At 70.2% G+C, this 16,407-nt stretch carries 13 protein-coding genes and 1 pseudogene; 13 read left to right on the forward strand and 1 reads right to left on the reverse strand.

Annotation, left to right across the window (positions count from 1 at the left end; all coding sequences use genetic code 11):
• Positions 1-22: 22 nt before the first annotated feature.
• A pseudogene (locus tag PV796_RS21725) lies at positions 23-1,399 on the forward strand (geranylgeranyl reductase family protein); the annotation flags it as partial.
• A 505-nt stretch (positions 1,400-1,904) separates the two neighbouring features.
• On the opposite strand, the gene PV796_RS21730 reads toward PV796_RS21725, so the two are convergent.
• Positions 1,905-2,729, reverse strand: coding sequence for a C40 family peptidase (locus PV796_RS21730; RefSeq protein ID WP_274914996.1), 825 nt, complete (start codon positions 2,727-2,729; stop codon positions 1,905-1,907).
• Between the two features lie 762 nt (positions 2,730-3,491).
• On the opposite strand from PV796_RS21730, the gene PV796_RS21735 reads away from it, so the two are divergent.
• Genes PV796_RS21735 through nuoL form a run of 12 tightly spaced genes read left to right on the forward strand, consistent with a single transcriptional unit; the run spans position 3,492 to position 16,406 of the window.
• Positions 3,492-3,851 carry an NADH-quinone oxidoreductase subunit A gene (locus tag PV796_RS21735; protein WP_067349851.1) on the forward strand — a complete coding sequence of 120 codons (360 nt, stop codon included), beginning with the start codon at positions 3,492-3,494 and terminating at the stop codon, positions 3,849-3,851.
• A gap of 9 nt (positions 3,852-3,860) precedes the next feature.
• Entirely contained in the window at positions 3,861-4,451 is a 591-nt protein-coding gene (locus tag PV796_RS21740; RefSeq protein ID WP_274914997.1) for a NuoB/complex I 20 kDa subunit family protein, read from the forward strand.
• Positions 4,448-5,239 carry an NADH-quinone oxidoreductase subunit C gene (locus tag PV796_RS21745; RefSeq protein WP_274914998.1) on the forward strand — a complete coding sequence of 264 codons (792 nt, stop codon included), beginning with the start codon at positions 4,448-4,450 and terminating at the stop codon, positions 5,237-5,239. The genes PV796_RS21740 and PV796_RS21745 overlap by 4 nt, the downstream gene beginning before the upstream one ends.
• Positions 5,239-6,573 carry an NADH-quinone oxidoreductase subunit D gene (locus PV796_RS21750; RefSeq protein WP_274914999.1) on the forward strand — a complete coding sequence of 445 codons (1,335 nt, stop codon included), beginning with the start codon at positions 5,239-5,241 and terminating at the stop codon, positions 6,571-6,573. Before PV796_RS21745 ends, PV796_RS21750 begins: the two co-directional genes overlap by 1 nt.
• Positions 6,570-7,415, forward strand: coding sequence for an NADH-quinone oxidoreductase subunit NuoE (nuoE, locus tag PV796_RS21755; protein ID WP_446750615.1), 846 nt, complete (start codon positions 6,570-6,572; stop codon positions 7,413-7,415). The genes PV796_RS21750 and nuoE overlap by 4 nt, the downstream gene beginning before the upstream one ends.
• Positions 7,415-8,797 carry an NADH-quinone oxidoreductase subunit NuoF gene (nuoF, locus tag PV796_RS21760; RefSeq protein WP_274915000.1) on the forward strand — a complete coding sequence of 461 codons (1,383 nt, stop codon included), beginning with the start codon at positions 7,415-7,417 and terminating at the stop codon, positions 8,795-8,797. Before nuoE ends, nuoF begins: the two co-directional genes overlap by 1 nt.
• A complete protein-coding gene (locus tag PV796_RS21765) occupies positions 8,794-11,373 on the forward strand; it encodes an NADH-quinone oxidoreductase subunit G (protein WP_274915001.1) in 2,580 nt (859 codons plus the stop codon). The genes nuoF and PV796_RS21765 overlap by 4 nt, the downstream gene beginning before the upstream one ends.
• Positions 11,370-12,755 (forward strand): NADH-quinone oxidoreductase subunit NuoH, encoded by a 1,386-nt coding sequence (gene nuoH, locus PV796_RS21770; RefSeq protein WP_274915002.1) that lies wholly within the window; start codon positions 11,370-11,372, stop codon positions 12,753-12,755. Before PV796_RS21765 ends, nuoH begins: the two co-directional genes overlap by 4 nt.
• Positions 12,748-13,353: an NADH-quinone oxidoreductase subunit NuoI gene (gene nuoI, locus PV796_RS21775; RefSeq protein ID WP_274915003.1), complete on the forward strand. Its 606-nt coding sequence runs from the start codon at positions 12,748-12,750 to the stop codon at positions 13,351-13,353. Before nuoH ends, nuoI begins: the two co-directional genes overlap by 8 nt.
• Positions 13,350-14,213 (forward strand): NADH-quinone oxidoreductase subunit J, encoded by an 864-nt coding sequence (locus tag PV796_RS21780; RefSeq protein WP_274915005.1) that lies wholly within the window; start codon positions 13,350-13,352, stop codon positions 14,211-14,213. The genes nuoI and PV796_RS21780 overlap by 4 nt, the downstream gene beginning before the upstream one ends.
• Positions 14,210-14,509 carry an NADH-quinone oxidoreductase subunit NuoK gene (nuoK, locus tag PV796_RS21785; protein ID WP_016573026.1) on the forward strand — a complete coding sequence of 100 codons (300 nt, stop codon included), beginning with the start codon at positions 14,210-14,212 and terminating at the stop codon, positions 14,507-14,509. Before PV796_RS21780 ends, nuoK begins: the two co-directional genes overlap by 4 nt.
• 13 nt (positions 14,510-14,522) lie before the next feature.
• Positions 14,523-16,406, forward strand: coding sequence for an NADH-quinone oxidoreductase subunit L (gene nuoL / locus PV796_RS21790; protein WP_274915008.1), 1,884 nt, complete (start codon positions 14,523-14,525; stop codon positions 16,404-16,406).
• Position 16,407 lies beyond the last annotated feature (1 nt).

Raw genomic sequence — 16,407 nt, forward strand, 5'->3', positions numbered from 1 at the left:
CCGATCAGCGCGGCCCTCATAGACTGCGACGGGGCTCCGAAGCGCCAGAGCCAGAGCCAGATACCGACTTCCGGGAGACAACGCCGTGACCGAGTCCGCGTCCGTGACCGAGTCCGTGACCACACCCCGATCGGAGCACAGCGCGGATGTGATCGTCGTCGGTGCCGGGCCCGCCGGTTCGGCCACCGCCTACCACCTCGCCAAGTCCGGCCTGGACGTGCTGCTCCTGGAGAAGACCGCGTTCCCGCGCGAGAAGGTCTGCGGCGACGGGCTCACCCCGCGCGCCACCAAGCAGTTGATCGCGATGGGCATCGACATCTCCGAGGAGGCCGGCTGGCTGCGCAACAAGGGGTTGCGCATCATCGGCGGCGGCTCCCGGCTCCAGCTCGACTGGCCGGAACTCGCCTCCTTCCCGGACTACGGACTGGTCCGCAAGCGCGATGACTTCGACGAGCAACTGGCCCGGCAGGCCCAGAAGGCCGGCGCCCGGCTCTACGAGCGCTGCAACGTGGGCGCCCCGATCGTCAACGAGCTGACCGGGAATATCACCGGCGTGCACGCCAAGTTGGGCGAGGAGAAGGAGCCGGCGACCTTCCACGCCCCGATCGTGGTCGCCGCCGACGGCAACTCCACCCGGCTGTCGCTCGGGATGGGACTGCACCGGCGCGAGGACCGGCCGATGGGCGTCGCGGTGCGGACGTACTTCACCTCGCCGCGGCACGACGACGACTACCTGGAGTCCTGGCTGGAGCTGTGGGACCGCCGCGGCGCGCAGGACCGGCTGCTGCCGGGCTACGGCTGGATCTTCGGCATGGGCGACGGCACGAGCAACGTCGGCCTCGGAATCCTCAACTCCAGCTCCGCCTTCCGGGAGTTGGACTGGCGCGAGATCCTCAAGGCGTGGTGCGCGTCCATGCCGGAGGACTGGGGGTACACGCCGGAGAACATGACCGGGCCGATCCGCGGCGCGGCCCTCCCGATGGCCTTCAACCGCCAGCCGCACTACACCAGGGGCCTGCTGCTGGTCGGCGACGCGGGCGGGCTGGTGAACCCGTTCAACGGCGAGGGCATCGCGTACGCCATGGAGTCCGGCGCGATCGCGGCCGAGGTGATCGTCCAGGCGCAGGCGCGGGCCACCTACGCCCAGCGCGAGCTGGCGCTGCAGCGCTACCCGAAGGTCCTCAAGGACACCTACGGCGGCTACTACTCGCTGGGCCGGGCGTTCGTGAAGCTCATCGGCAACCCGAAGGTGATGCAGATCGCCACCCAGCGCGGGCTGACGCATCCGCTGCTGATGCGGTTCACGCTCAAGATGCTGGCCAACCTCACGGATCCGACGGGCGGCGACGCGATGGACCGGATCATCAACGGGCTGAGCAAGGTCGCGCCGAAGGCGTGACGAGGCGGGGCGCCCGCCCCTCTCGCACGCGTCCGCCTCCACATGCGCCGTCGCGCCCCGCTGTCAACGGGCCGGCCCCCTCCCCGGGGGCCGGCCCGTTGTCACGTTCTCCGCGCGCGCTCCGTACCTCAACGACGAGGAGCGGGCCGCGCCGGCGCCCGCCGACCACTTCGACGAGCGTCAACTGGCGGCGCTGGTCCTGATGGTCGGGTTGACGGGCCGGTTCAACCGGCTCAGCGCCCCGACCCGGCAGTCGGGCCGGCGCGGGCTGGTAGGCCGGCGTCGCGGCCGTGGCCGGGCTGCCCGCACAGGGGGCGGGTGGCCCGGGGCGTCGGATCACCCGCCGTGTCCCGGTTCAGGTCAACTCTCCTGACCCTTTGAGGACATGACCCGTTGGGTACCCGACCCGTCGGATACCTGACCCTTCGGGTGCATAACGGAACCGCCCCTTCCGAGCGGGGAAGGGGCGGTTCCGTTATGCGCGCTGGAGGGCGCCGCGGTGGTGTCAGAGGACGCGCACCGCGCCGGTGGGCATGTCGTAGCTGAGCGGGCGCTCGACGATGCCGGTGCTCGGGTTCTGGGCGCCGATGAAGTTGCCGTTCCCGACGTAGACGGCGACGTGGTAGGCGCTGCCGGCACTGCCCCAGTAGAGGATGTCGCCGACCTGGAGGTTGCCGAGGCCGACCTGGGTGCCGGTGGTCGACTGGCTCTGCGAGACGCGCGGCAGGTCGATGCCGATCTGCGAGAAGGCGGCCTGGGTCAGGCCGGAGCAGTCGTACGAGGACGGGCCGCTGGAGCCGAGCACATACGCCTTGCCGAGCTGGGACTTGAGGAAGGAGACCAGGGAGGCGGCGCTGCCGGTCGCGTGCGACGACGAGGATGAGGAGGAGGAGTCGGAGACGGCGCTCAGTGCGCTGCGCGTCTCGGAGCGGGAGGCGCGGGCCTGCGCGGCTTCCTTCTCCTGGCGGGCCTCTTCGGCGGCCTTCTTCGCCTCGGCCTCGGCCTTGGCCTTCTTCTCCGCGGCGGCCTTCGCCTTGCCCGCGGCCTCGTCGGCCTTGGCCTCCGTGGCGTCCTGGAGCGCCTGCCGCTCGTAGTTGTACGCGGCCTGCTGGGCGGCGTCGGCGCTCTTGGCGGCGCTGGTGGCCAGCGCCGCGGTGATGGTGGGCATCTCCTGGGTTTCGGAGACGGGCTTCTCAGCGGCGTTGGCCGGCACGGTCGCGCCGGTCACCGCGAGGGTGAGGAAGCCACCGGTCACGCCCGCACGCAGGGCCCGCGAGGACGCGGAGCGGCGGGGCTTCCGGTGGCTGGGTATGAGTGCGTTCGGGGACATGGCACCACGGCTATCAGGAGCCGATGGTTGCTGCCAACAAAGGTGGGGTGCACCACACTTGACGTGCACCTGGCGAATAAAACGGACTTTTCGTCAGCCGGCGCGGAGCTGACGCGATGTCCGAATTTCGTGATCATGTTCCTACGCACGGCATTTGGCGGCGAGCGCGGCCTCCGGGGGCGCCTACCACTTCTTGATCCGCCACGCCAAGGCTTCCCGGCCGTCAAGGTCTTATGGCTCCAAAACGCGTGGGATAGGTCACTCGTGAGTGTCCGTTATGTTCCCGTGACCGGCCGTCGGTTCGCGCGCCGCCCCCAACCGCCCCCGCCGCCCTACAAATCCGGCCACCGCTCGTGAACGCGAGCACGCGCCGACGATCACGACCGGGTCACGGCCGCATCACGTCTACGACCGCCGCGCGTATAGCAGTTGACGTCCGTCCAGCACCAATTTGCCTGTGTGACAGGCTTCTTGATAATGAAACCACCGTGCTGACCAGCGGTAACCCCGACCAATGTCACCTCTGGTGATCACTTGCGCGCTTGGTGTGCGGGGTGCGCGGGTCGTCCGACTTCATGATCCTTCGTCAGGTGGTGAAGATCACAAAGGCGTTGGCTTACCCCGTGTCGCAGATCACAGACCGACGGGCATAAGATGCGGGCATCGGGCTTGTGAACTGCCTCACATATCCGCGATCACCTGGGGTAGTCGAGCCCGAGCGGACCGCCATCCAGTCATCGTCGACTGAAGGGAGCGAGGACGGTGAACGCTTACGCGCCCATCCTCGTACTGGGAGCCCTCGGGGCAGGCTTTGCGATCTTCTCCGTGGTCATGGCCACGCTCATCGGCCCCAGGCGCTACAACCGGGCCAAGCTCGAAGCGTACGAATGCGGAATCGAGCCAACGCCACATCCGTCCGGTGGCGGCCGCTTCCCGATCAAGTACTACCTGACGGCGATGCTCTTCATCGTCTTCGACATCGAGATCGTCTTCCTCTATCCCTGGGCGGTCAGCTTCGACGCCCTGGGACTGTTCGGGCTCGTCGAGATGCTCCTCTTCGCGCTCACCGTCTTCGTCGCCTACGCCTACGTCTGGCGTCGTGGCGGCCTGGAATGGGACTAGGGGTCACCAATGGGACTGGAAGAGAAGCTGCCCAGCGGCTTTTTGCTGACCACTGTCGAGCAGGCCGCGGGCTGGGTGCGCAAGTCCTCGGTCTTCCCGGCGACCTTCGGACTGGCCTGCTGTGCCATCGAGATGATGACCACCGGCGCCGGGCGCTACGACCTGGCCCGCTTCGGCATGGAGGTCTTCCGCGGCTCCCCGCGGCAGGCCGACCTGATGATCGTGGCCGGCCGGGTCAGCCAGAAGATGGCGCCCGTCCTGCGGCAGGTCTATGACCAGATGCCGAGCCCGAAGTGGGTGATCTCCATGGGGGTTTGCGCCTCCTCGGGCGGCATGTTCAACAACTACGCGATCGTGCAGGGCGTCGACCACATCGTCCCCGTCGACATTTATCTACCGGGCTGCCCGCCGCGTCCCGAGATGCTCATGGACGCCATCCTCAAGCTCCACAAGAAGATCCAGGCCGGGAAGCTCGGGGTCAACGCGGTGCAGGCGGCGCGCGACGAGGAGGCGGCGGCGCTCAGGGCGCTCCCGCTGATCGAGATGGACCGCTCCGCCGAGACGTCCTGCCGGTCAGAGAAGAAGGGGCTGCTGCGGTGAGCGAGCCGACGAACCCCCCGAACCCGGACGCCCCCACGGAGGCCGTCCCGGCGCAGCGCGACGACACCGGCGAGGTGATCGCCACCCGCCGCGGGATGTTCGGCGCCAACAACGGCGGGGACACCTCCGGTTACGGCGGGCTGGTCCGCACCGTCCGCCTGCCCGGGGCCAGCACCCGGCCGTACGGCGGGCCGGGCGCCACTGGGGGCACCTCCCGGTCGAGCGAAGTCGAGAGTGGGGGAGGCTACGGCGACTTCGACGAGATCGCCGACGAGTTGGAGGGCGCCCTCGACGAACGGGGCCTGGTGCCCGGGAACGTCATCGACAAGACCGTCGTCGACCGCGGCGAACTCACCTTCCACGTCCAGCGGGAGTTCCTGCCGGCGGTGGCCCGGACCCTGCGCGACGACCCCGCGCTCCGCTTCGAGTTGTGCACCGGCGTCAGCGGCGTCCACTACCCCGACGACACCGGCCGCGAGCTGCACGCCGTCTACCACCTGCGCTCGATCACCCACAACCGGCTGCTCCGGCTGGAGGTCGCGGTCCCCGACGCCGACCGGCACCTGCCGTCGATCGTGGCCGTCTACCCGACCAACGACTGGCACGAGCGCGAGACCTACGACTTCTTCGGCCTGATCTTCGACGGGCATCCGGCGCTCACGCGGATCATGATGCCGGACGACTGGCAGGGCTTCCCGCAGCGCAAGGACTACCCCCTCGGCGGCATCCCCGTCGAGTACAAGGGCGCGCAGATCCCGGCTCCCGACCAGCGGAGGTCGTACACCTGATGAGCACTCCCAGCCAGACGTCCCGCGCAACCCCCCGCGATACCACCGAGGGCCCCGTCTACACCGTCACCGGTGGCGACTGGGACGAGATCGCCGCGGCCGCCGCCACGTCCGACGACGAGCGGATCATCGTCAACATGGGGCCGCAGCACCCCTCCACCCACGGCGTGCTCCGGCTGATCCTGGAGATCGACGGCGAGACCGTCACCGAGGCGCGCTGCGGCATCGGTTACCTCCACACCGGCATCGAGAAGAACCTCGAATTCCGGACCTGGACGCAGGGCACCACCTTCGTGACGCGGATGGATTACCTGACGCCCTTCTTCAACGAGACGGCGTACTGCCTGGCGGTGGAGAAGCTGCTCGGCATCACCGACGACGTCCCGGACAGGGCCACCGTGATCCGGGTGCTGCTGATGGAGCTCAACCGGCTCTCCTCGCACCTGGTGTGCATCGCCACCGGCGGCATGGAGCTGGGCGCCACCACGATCATGATCTACGGCTTCCGGGACCGGGAGTTGATCCTCGACATCTACGAGTTGATCACCGGCCTGCGGATGAACCACGCCTACGTCCGTCCCGGCGGCCTCGCCCAGGACCTGCCGCCCGGCGCCGTCGAGCAGATCCGCGCCTTCGTCAAGAAGATGCGCAAGAACCTCGTCGAGTACGACAAGTTGGCCACCGGCAACCCGGTCTTCAAGGCCCGCATGGAGGGCATCGGCTATCTCGACCTGGCCGGTTGCATGGCCACCGGCGCTACCGGCCCGGTCTTGCGCTCGGCCGGACTGCCGCACGACCTGCGCAAGGCGCAGCCGTACTGCGGATACGAGGAGTACGACTTCGAGGTGCCGACGGCCGACACCTGCGACGCCTACGGCCGGTTCCTGATCCGGCTGGAGGAGATGCGGCAGTCGCTGCGGATCGTCGAACAGTGCCTGGACCGGCTGGAGCCGGGGCCGGTGATGGTCGCCGACAAGAAGATCGCCTGGCCCGCCCAGCTCGCCCTCGGCCCGGACGGTCTCGGCAACTCCCTCGACCACATCAAGAAGATCATGGGCACCTCGATGGAGGCCCTGATCCACCACTTCAAGCTGGTGACGGAGGGCTTCAGGGTCCCGCCGGGACAGACGTACGCCGCCGTCGAGTCGCCCAAGGGCGAGCTGGGCGTGCACGCGGTCAGCGACGGCGGCACCCGCCCCTACCGGGTGCACTTCCGCGACCCCTCCTTCACCAACCTGCAGGCCATGGCAGCGATGTGTGAGGGCGGCCAGGTCGCCGACGTCATCGTCGCCGTCGCGTCCATCGACCCCGTGATGGGAGGCGTCGACCGGTGAACGCCACTCCGGCACCCAAGGACGTCCAACTGGGGATGCCCCAGCTTCCGGCCCCCGACTACCCGGCCGACGTCAAGGCCCGGCTGGCGGCCGATGCGCGGGAGGTGATCGCCCGCTACCCCGATTCCCGTTCGGCGCTGCTGCCGCTGCTCCACCTCGTCCAGGCCGAGGAGGACCACGTCACCCGCACCGGCATCCGCTTCTGCGCCGAGCAACTCGGGCTCACCACCGCCGAGGTCACCGCCGTGGCGACCTTCTACTCCATGTACCGCCGGGAGTCCGGTGGCGACTATCAGGTCGGGGTCTGTACCAACACCCTGTGCGCGGTGATGGGCGGCGACGCCATCTTCGAGGACCTCAAGCAGTACCTCGGCGTCGACAACGGCGGGACCACCGAGGACGGCAAGGTCACCCTCGAACACATCGAGTGCAACGCGGCCTGCGACTTCGCGCCCGTCGTGATGGTCAACTGGGAGTTCTTCGACAACCAGACGCCCGGCTCGGCCCGGAAGCTGGTCGACGACCTGCGGGCCGGGCGGACCGTCGAGCCCACCCGCGGCGCCCCGCTGTGCACCTTCAAGGAGACCGCGCGGATCCTCGCCGGCTTCCCCGACGAGCGGCCCGGCGCCGTCGCGGCGACCGGCGGCGCCGGCCCCGCCTCGCTGGTCGGGCTCCGCCTGGCCAGGGGCGAGACGCCGGGCCACGCCGATCACGTCGTCGCCCCGCGCGCCACCGCGGACCGCCCGTCCGACGGGGCCGGGGCCCCACCCGACGCCCCGGACGCGGGGGCACCGCCCCGCGGTGACGGGGCCGCCGGCCCGCACCACGAGGAGGGGAAGTGATGACCGTGGCAGCCGAGTTCGGCGGGGCCTCCCGGCCGCACCCCCAGGGAGCCACCAGCCCGGAGAAGGTCCTCGCCCCCGTCCTGTCCGCCTTCTGGGACGAGCCCGAGTCCTGGACGCTGGGGACCTATCTGCGCCACGAGGGCTACGAGGGCGCCCGGAAGGCGCTGGCCATGGCCCCGGACGACGTCATCGCCTACGTCAAGGACTCCGGGCTCCGCGGCCGCGGCGGCGCCGGCTTCCCGACCGGGATGAAGTGGCAGTTCATCCCGCAGGGCGACGGCAAGCCGCACTATCTCGTCGTCAACGCCGACGAGTCGGAGCCCGGGACGTGCAAGGACATCCCGCTGCTCTTCGCCAATCCGCACGCCCTCATCGAGGGCATCGTGATCGCGGCGCATGCCATCCGGTCGAACCATGCCTTCATCTATCTCCGCGGTGAGGTGGTGCCCGTCCTGCGCCGGCTGCACGAGGCCGTGCGCGAGGCGTACGCGGCGGGCTTCCTCGGCAAGGGCGTCCTCGGCTCGGGCCTCGATCTGGACGTCACGGTGCACGCCGGTGCCGGCGCGTACATCTGCGGTGAGGAAACCGCCCTGTTGGACTCCCTGGAGGGCCGTCGCGGCCAACCCCGTCTGCGCCCCCCCTTCCCCGCGGTGGCCGGCCTCTACGCCTGCCCCACTGTGGTGAACAACGTCGAATCCATCGCTTCGGTTCCCGCGATCCTCAACAAGGGCAAGGACTGGTTCAGGACGATGGGCAGCGAGAAGTCCCCGGGCTTCACGCTCTACTCGCTCAGCGGCCACGTCGCCAACCCGGGCCAGTACGAGGGCCCGTTGGGCATCACCCTGCGCCAACTGCTGGACCTCAGCGGGGGGATGCGCCCCGGTCACCGGCTGAAGTTCTGGACGCCGGGCGGCTCCTCGACCCCGATGTTCACTGACGAGCACCTCGACGTCCCGCTCGACTACGAGGGCGTCGGCGCGGCCGGCTCGATGCTGGGCACCAAGGCGCTGCAGTGCTTCGACGAGACCACCTGCGTGGTCCGGGCGGTCACCCGCTGGACCGAGTTCTACGCCCACGAGTCCTGCGGCAAGTGCACGCCGTGCCGTGAAGGGACCTACTGGCTGGTGCAGTTGCTCCGGGACCTGGAGGCCGGCCGGGGCCGGCCGGAGGACCTCGACAAGCTCGCCGACATCGCCGACAACATCAACGGCAAGTCCTTCTGCGCCCTCGGCGACGGCGCCGCCTCGCCGATCTTCTCCTCGCTGCAGTACTTCCGCGCGGAGTACGAGGAGCACATCACCGGCAAGGGCTGCCCCTTCGACCCCGCCAAGTCGACCCTCTGGGCCGACAACGACGCTCACCTGGGGGTGAACGCATGACCGTCACGACCAATGCTCCCAACGGGGGCGGGGCGGCGGCGGTGCCACCGGAGGACCTCGTCACCCTGACGATCGACGGCATCGAGATCTCCGTCCCCAAGGGGACGTTGGTCATCCGGGCCGCCGAACTCCTCGGCATCGAGATCCCGCGCTTCTGCGACCATCCGCTGCTGGACCCGGCGGGCGCCTGCCGGCAGTGCATCGTGGAGGTCGAGGGCCAGCGCAAGCCGATGGCCTCGTGCACCATCACCTGCACCGACGGGATGGTTGTCCGGACCCAACTGACCTCCCCGGTGGCCGAGAAGGCGCAGCGCGGCGTGATGGAGCTGCTGCTGATCAACCACCCGTTGGACTGCCCGATCTGCGACAAGGGCGGCGAGTGCCCGCTGCAGAACCAGGCGATGGCCGTCGGCGACCCCGACACCCGCTTCGAGGGCAAGAAGCGCACCTTCACCAAGCCGGTGCCGATCTCCACGCAGGTGCTGTTGGACCGCGAGCGGTGCGTGCTGTGCGCGCGGTGCACCCGGTTCAGCAACCAGATCGCCGGCGACCCGATGATCGAGCTGGTCGAGCGGGGCGCCCTCCAACAGGTCGGCACCGGCGAGGGTGACCCCTTCGCGTCGTACTTCTCCGGGAACACCATCCAGATCTGCCCGGTGGGCGCGCTCACCTCGGCCGCCTACCGCTTCCGCTCCCGCCCCTTCGACCTGGTCTCCTCGCCGTCGGTGTGCGAGCACTGCGCGGGCGGCTGCGCGACCCGTACCGACCACCGGCGCGGCAAGGTCCTGCGGCGGCTGGCGGCGAACGACCCCGAGGTCAACGAGGAGTGGATCTGCGACAAGGGCCGGTTCGCCTTCCGGTACGCGCAGGCGCGGGACCGGCTGACCCACCCGTTGGTGCGCAACGCCGACTCCGGTGAACTGGAGCCGGCGAGCTGGCCGGCCGCGCTGGACGCCGCGGCGCGCGGGCTGGCCGCGGCCCGGGGCCGGGCCGGCGTGCTGACCGGCGGCCGGCTGACCGTCGAGGACGCCTACGCCTACGCCAAGTTCGCCCGGGTCGCGCTGGGCACCAACGACGTCGACTTCCGGGCCCGGCCGCACAGCGCCGAGGAGGCCGACTTCCTCGCGGCCCGGGTCGCCGGCCGCGGCCGGGACCTGGGGACGGGGGAGGGCGTCAGCTACGCCTCGTTGGAGCAGGCGCCGGCCGTCCTGCTGGCCGGCGTCGAGGCGGAGGAGGAGGCGCCCGGCGTCTTCCTGCGGCTGCGCAAGGCGCACCGCAGGCACGGCCAGCGCACCTGGGGGCTGGCCAGCCACGCCACCCGGGGGCTGATCAAGGCCGGCGGGCGGCTGCTGCCGGCCGCGCCCGGCACCGAGACGGAGTGGCTGGACGCCCTCGCGGGCAACGGGGCAGCAGGCGCGGAGCGCCTTCCCGGGGAGGGCGGTGACGGGCGACGGGCGGGCCTGGACGGCGAGGGGCGGGCCGCGGCCGAGGCGCTGCGCGCGGACGGCGCGGTGATCGTCGTCGGCGAGCGCCTGGCGACGGTGCCCGGGGCGCTGACCGCCGCGCTGCGCACCGCCACCGCCACCGGCGCGCACCTGGTGTGGATGCCGCGGCGGGCGGGGGAGCGGGGCGCCGTCGAGGTCGGGGCGCTGCCGGGGCTGCTGCCCGGTGGCCGGCCGGCGACGGACCCGGTGGCCCGGGACGAGGTCGCCGCGGCCTGGGGCCTGGCCGCGCTGCCGCACCGGCACGGCCGGGACACCGGCCAGATGATCGAGGCCGCGGCCACCGGTGAGCTGGCCGCCCTGCTGGTGGCGGGCGTGGAGGTGGCCGATCTGCCCGATCCGGCGCGGGCGTTGACGGCCCTGGACGAGGTCGGGTTCCTGGTCAGCCTGGAGCTGCGGCCCTCCGCGGTGACGCAGCGGGCGGACGTGGTCCTCCCGGTGGCGGCGGTGGTCGAGAAGGGCGGCACGTTCCTCAACTGGGAGGGCCGGGCCCGCCTGTTCGAGCCCGCGCTCAAGCCGGACCAGATGACCCGGCGGCAACTCCCGTCCGACGCCCGGGTGGTGCAGATGCTGGCCGACGCCATGACCGCGGTCGACGACGGCATCGCGGCCCTGGAGCTGCCGGATCTGACCGCCGTGCGCCGGGAGTTGGACCGGCTCGGCACCTGGGGCGGCCCGTACGCGGGCGAACCCCGGGAGACGGGGCGGTCGCTGCCCCGTCCGGCGAGCGGCGAGGCCGTCCTGGCCGGGCACCGGCTGCTGTTGGACCGGGGGCTGCTCCAGGAGGGCGACGAGGCGCTGGCCGGTACCCGGCACGCCGCGCTCGCCCGGCTGTCGCCGGCCACCGCCGAGGAGAACGGCGTACGGGACGGCGATCTGGTGTCGGTCACCGGACCGGCGGGCGCGGTCCAACTGCCGCTGGAGGTCACGCAGATGCCCGACCGGGTGGTGTGGCTGCCGCTGAATTCCGTGGGGGGTGGCGTCGCCGCCGACACCGGGGCGCACCCGGGTGAGTTGGTGAAGGTCTCCGCCGTCCCCGGTACGCCGGTGCCGGCCAAGGAGGAGGACGCATGATGCAGCATCCCGGTTTTCCGGTGGTCGCGTTGGCCGCCCAGGAGGACCTGTCGATGTTCGGGCGCGACCCGTGGTGGCTGGTCGTCATCAAGGCGGTGTTCTGCTTCGCGTTCCTGATGCTGACGGTGCTGTTCTCGATCGTCTGGGAACGCAAGGTCGTCGCCTGGATGCAGCTGCGGATCGGCCCCAACCGGCACGGGCCCTGGGGGATGCTCCAGTCCCTGGCCGACGGCATCAAGCTGATGCTGAAGGAGGACCTGGTCGTCCGGCGCGCCGACAAGGCGGTCTACATCCTCGCGCCGATCGTGGCGGCGATCCCGGCCTTCATGGCGATCGCGGTGATCCCGTTCGGTCCGGCGGACAACGAGATCTCGATCCTCGGGCACCGCACCCCGATGCAGCTCACCGACCTCCCGATCGGCATCCTCTACATCCTGGCCACGGCGTCGGTCGGCATCTACGGCATCGTGCTGGCCGGTTGGTCGTCCGGGTCGACGTATCCGCTGCTGGGCGGGTTGCGGTCGTGCGCGCAGATGATCTCCTACGAGATCGCGATGGGCGCGGCGTTCGCGTCGGTGTTCCTGTACTCCGGGTCGATGTCGACGTCGACCATCGTGCAGTCGCAGGAGAACCGGTGGTACGTGCTGCTGCTGCCGGTGTCGTTCCTCATCTACATCGCGACGATGGTGGGGGAGACCAACCGGGCGCCGTTCGACATGCCGGAGTCCGAGGGCGACCTCGTCGGCGGCTTCAACACCGAGTACTCGTCCATCAAGTTCGCGATGTTCATGCTCGCCGAGTACGTCAACATGGTCACCGTCTCGGCGGTCGCGACCACCCTCTTCCTGGGCGGCTGGCGGGCGCCCTGGCCGATCTCGACGTTCTGGGAGGGCGCGAACCACGGCTGGTGGCCGATGCTCTGGTTCGTCATCAAGGTGCAGCTCCTGCTGTTCTTCTTCATCTGGCTGCGCGGCACGCTCCCCCGGGTCCGCTACGACCAGTTGATGCGGCTGGGGTGGAAGGTCCTCATCCCGGTGTCGGTGGTGTGGCTGCTGCTCGTCGCCACCGTCCGGGCGCTGAAGAACGAGGGCTACGACTTCTCCCGGATCGTGCTCTACGTGGGCGGCGGCGCGGTGGCGCTGCTGCTGATCTCGCTGCTCGTGGACTTCTTCCGGCGGATCGAGCCGGAGCGGGAGGGCGACGGGGACGCCGCCTTCGACCCGACGGCCGGCGGTTTCCCCGTACCGCCGCTGCCCGGGCAGCACCTGCCACCGGTGCCGCGCCGACGGCCGCGCCGGGACGGGGAGTTGATTGTCAGTGGCCGGGTGGACACTGTGAGTGAGGGAAATGAGAGCGACGGAAAGGGGGGCGACGGTGCCTGAGTTCCAGAACCCGGTGGCCGGCTTCGGCGTGACCTTCAAGGCCATGTTCAAGAAGCGGCTGACCGAGCAGTACCCCGAGGAGAAGAAGCCGACGGCGCCGCGTTTCCACGGCCGGCACCAGCTCAACCGCCATCCGGACGGGCTGGAGAAGTGCGTCGGCTGCGAGCTGTGTGCCTGGGCCTGCCCGGCGGACGCGATCTACGTCGAGGGCGCCGACAACACCGACGAGGAGCGCTACTCCCCGGGCGAGCGGTACGGCGCCGTCTACCAGATCAACTACCTCCGCTGCATCCTGTGCGGTCTGTGCGTGGAGGCGTGTCCGACCCGCGCGCTCACCATGACGGGCGAGTACGAACTCGCCGACCGCTCCCGGGAATCGCTCATCTACACCAAGGAAGAGCTGCTGGTGGGCCTGTCGGAGGGGATGGTCGACTCCCCGCACGCGATCTACCCGGGCATGACCGAACGGGACTACTACAGCGGGCTGGTGACCGAGGCCGCGCCCGGCACCGTCCGTCAGGTCGCCCTCTCCCGCGGCGAGCGGCCCAAGGACGCGGCCGCACCGCAGGACGCCCAGGGCAAGGAGGCGCACGCATGACGGGGCTCGCCGCCACCACGACCTCCTCGGGGGAGGCCGTGCAGTTCTGGCTCCTGGGCATCGTCGCGGTGGCCGGGGCGCTGTGCACGATCCTGATGAAGCGGGCGGTGCACAGCGCCCTTTCGCTCGCCGGGACCATGATCGTCCTGGCGGTCTTCTATCTGGCCAACGGCGCGTACTTCCTCGGCATCGTGCAGATCGTGGTCTACACCGGCGCGATCATGATGCTCTTCCTCTTCGTGGTGATGCTGGTCGGCGTCACCGCCGCGGACTCCCTCAAGGAGACCCTCAAGGGCCAGCGGTGGCTCGCCGCCGGGCTGGGCCTCGGCTTCGGCGTCCTGCTGATCGCCGGGATCGGCAACGCCTCGCTCAAGGAGTTCAACGGCCTGGGCGAGGCCAACGCCGGCGGCAATGTGCAGGGCCTGGCCGCGCTCATCTTCACCAAGTACGTCTTCGCCTTCGAGATCACCGGCGCGCTGCTGATCACCGCCGTGGTCGGCGCGATGGTGCTCACCCACCGGGAGCGCACCGAGCGCGCCCGGACCCAACGGGAGCTCTCCGAGGCCCGCATCCGCGAGGGCAAGCAGGTCACGCCGCTGCCGGCGCCAGGCGTCTACGCCCGGCACAACGCCGTGGACATCCCCGGCCTGTTGCCGGACGGCACCACCTCGGAGCTGACGGTCAGTCCGACGTTGCGGGAGCGCGGCCAGGTCCGGGACGTCTCCGGCCAGTCGCTGGCCGAACTGAAGGCACTGGAGCGGCGGTCCGAGGAGTGGCTGGGGCGGGAGTCCCGTCCGGTCGAGGAGTCGGAGCAGAAGCGGCCCGGCCCCGCGGCGCCCAAGGAGGGGGCCCAGAAATGAACCCGGTCTACTACCTCTACCTCGCCGCCCTGTTGTTCACCATCGGCGCGGCCGGCGTGCTGATCAGGCGGAACGCCATCGTGGTGTTCATGTGCATCGAGCTGATGCTGAACGCCTGCAACCTCGCCTTTGTCACCTTCTCGCGGATGCACGGCAATCTCGACGGCCAGATCATCGCCTTCTTCACGATGGTCGTCGCCGCGGCGGAGGTCGTGGTCGGCCTGGCCATCATCGTGTCGATCTTCCGCACCCGTCATTCGGCCTCGGTCGACGACGCCAGCCTGATGAAGCTGTAAGGGGTCGCACAAAGTGGAGAACTTGATCGCGCTGCTCGTCGCGGCACCGCTGGTCGGTGCGGCCCTGCTGTTGTGCGGCGGCAAACGCCTGGACCGCGCCGGCCATTGGATCGGCTCGCTGCTCGCGGTGGCGTCGTTCGCCATCGGGGTGGTGCTCTTCGTCGACCTGCTCGGCCGCGGCGCCGAGCACCGCACCCTGCACCAACACCTGTTCAGCTGGATCCCGGTCGGCGGCTTCCGGGCCGATGTGGCCTTCCAGCTCGACCAGTTGTCGATGACCTTCGTCCTGTTGATCACGGGTGTCGGCTCGCTGATCCACCTCTACTCGATCGGCTACATGGAGCACGACGAGCGGCGCCGCCGCTTCTTCGGCTACCTCAATCTCTTCCTGGCGGCGATGCTGCTGCTGGTCCTCGCCGACAACTACCTCCTGCTGTACGTCGGTTGGGAGGGCGTGGGCCTGGCGTCGTACCTGCTCATCGGGTTCTGGCAGCACAAGCCCAGCGCGGCCACCGCCGCGAAGAAGGCGTTCCTGGTCAACCGCGTCGGCGACATGGGCCTGTCGATCGCGGTGATGCTGATGTTCACCACCTTCGGCACCTTCGCGTTCGGCCCGGTGCTCGGCGCCGTCGGCCACACCTCCGAGGGGAAGCTGACCGCCATCGGGCTGGTGCTGCTGCTGGCCGCCTGCGGCAAGTCGGCGCAGGTGCCGCTCCAGTCCTGGCTGGGCGACGCGATGGAGGGCCCGACCCCGGTGTCGGCGCTGATCCACGCCGCCACCATGGTCACCGCCGGGGTGTATCTGATCACCCGCTCCGGGGCGATCTTCAACGCCGCGCCCGCCGCCCAGGCCGCGGTGGTCGCGGTCGGCGCGGTCACCCTGCTGTTCGGTGCGATCGTCGGTTGCGCCAAGGACGACATCAAGAAGGCGTTGGCCGGCTCGACGATGTCGCAGATCGGCTACATGGTCCTGGCCGCCGGGCTGGGCCCGATCGGCTACGCCTTCGCGATCATGCACCTGGTCACCCACGGCTTCTTCAAGGCGGGGCTGTTCCTCGGCGCCGGCTCGGTGATGCACGGGATGAACGACGAGGTGGACATGCGCCGTTACGGCGGCCTGCGGAAGCACATGCCGATCACCTTCGTCGCCTTCGGGCTCGGCTATCTGGCCATCATCGGCTTCCCCGGCCTGTCCGGCTTCTTCTCCAAGGACAAGATCATCGAGGCGGCGTTCGCGCGCGGCGGCACCGAGGGCTGGATCCTCGGCGGCGCGGCCCTGTTGGGCGCCGCGATCACCGCGTTCTACATGACGCGGGTGATGCTGATGACGTTCTTCGGCGAGAAGCGGTGGGACCCGGCGGAGTTCCATCCGCACGAGTCGCCGAGGTCGATGACGCTCCCGATGATCGTGCTGGCCGTCGGATCGGTCTTCGCCGGCGGCCTGTTCAGCGTGGGCGACGCCTTCGTGCACTGGCTGGAGCCGGTCACCTCCTTCGCGGAGGGCCACTCCCCGGTGAGCGCCGGCGTGGTCACCGCCGCCACGATGGTGGTGCTGGTCCTCGGCGCCGGCCTCGCGTGGCTGATGTACGGCCGCAAGGAGGTCCCGGCGACCGCCCCGCGCGGCTCGCTGCTGACCCGGGCCGCCCGCCGCGACCTGCTCCAGGACGACTTCAACCACGTCGTCCTGGTGCGCGGCGGCGAGCATCTGACCCGCACGCTGGTCTATCTCGACCACTCCCTGGTGGACGGCGCGGTCAACGGCACGGCGGCCTCGATGGGCGGACTCTCCAGCCGGCTGCGGCAGTTGCAGACCGGCTTCGTCCGCTCGTACGCGGCCCAGATGCTGGGCGGGGCCGCCGTTCTCGTCGCCGCGACCCTGCTGATGAGGGGTGTCTGAG

Origin of the sequence: Streptomyces sp. WZ-12, from assembly GCF_028898845.1 — a bacterium.
In the GTDB taxonomy this organism is placed as follows: Bacteria; Actinomycetota; Actinomycetes; order Streptomycetales; family Streptomycetaceae; genus Streptomyces.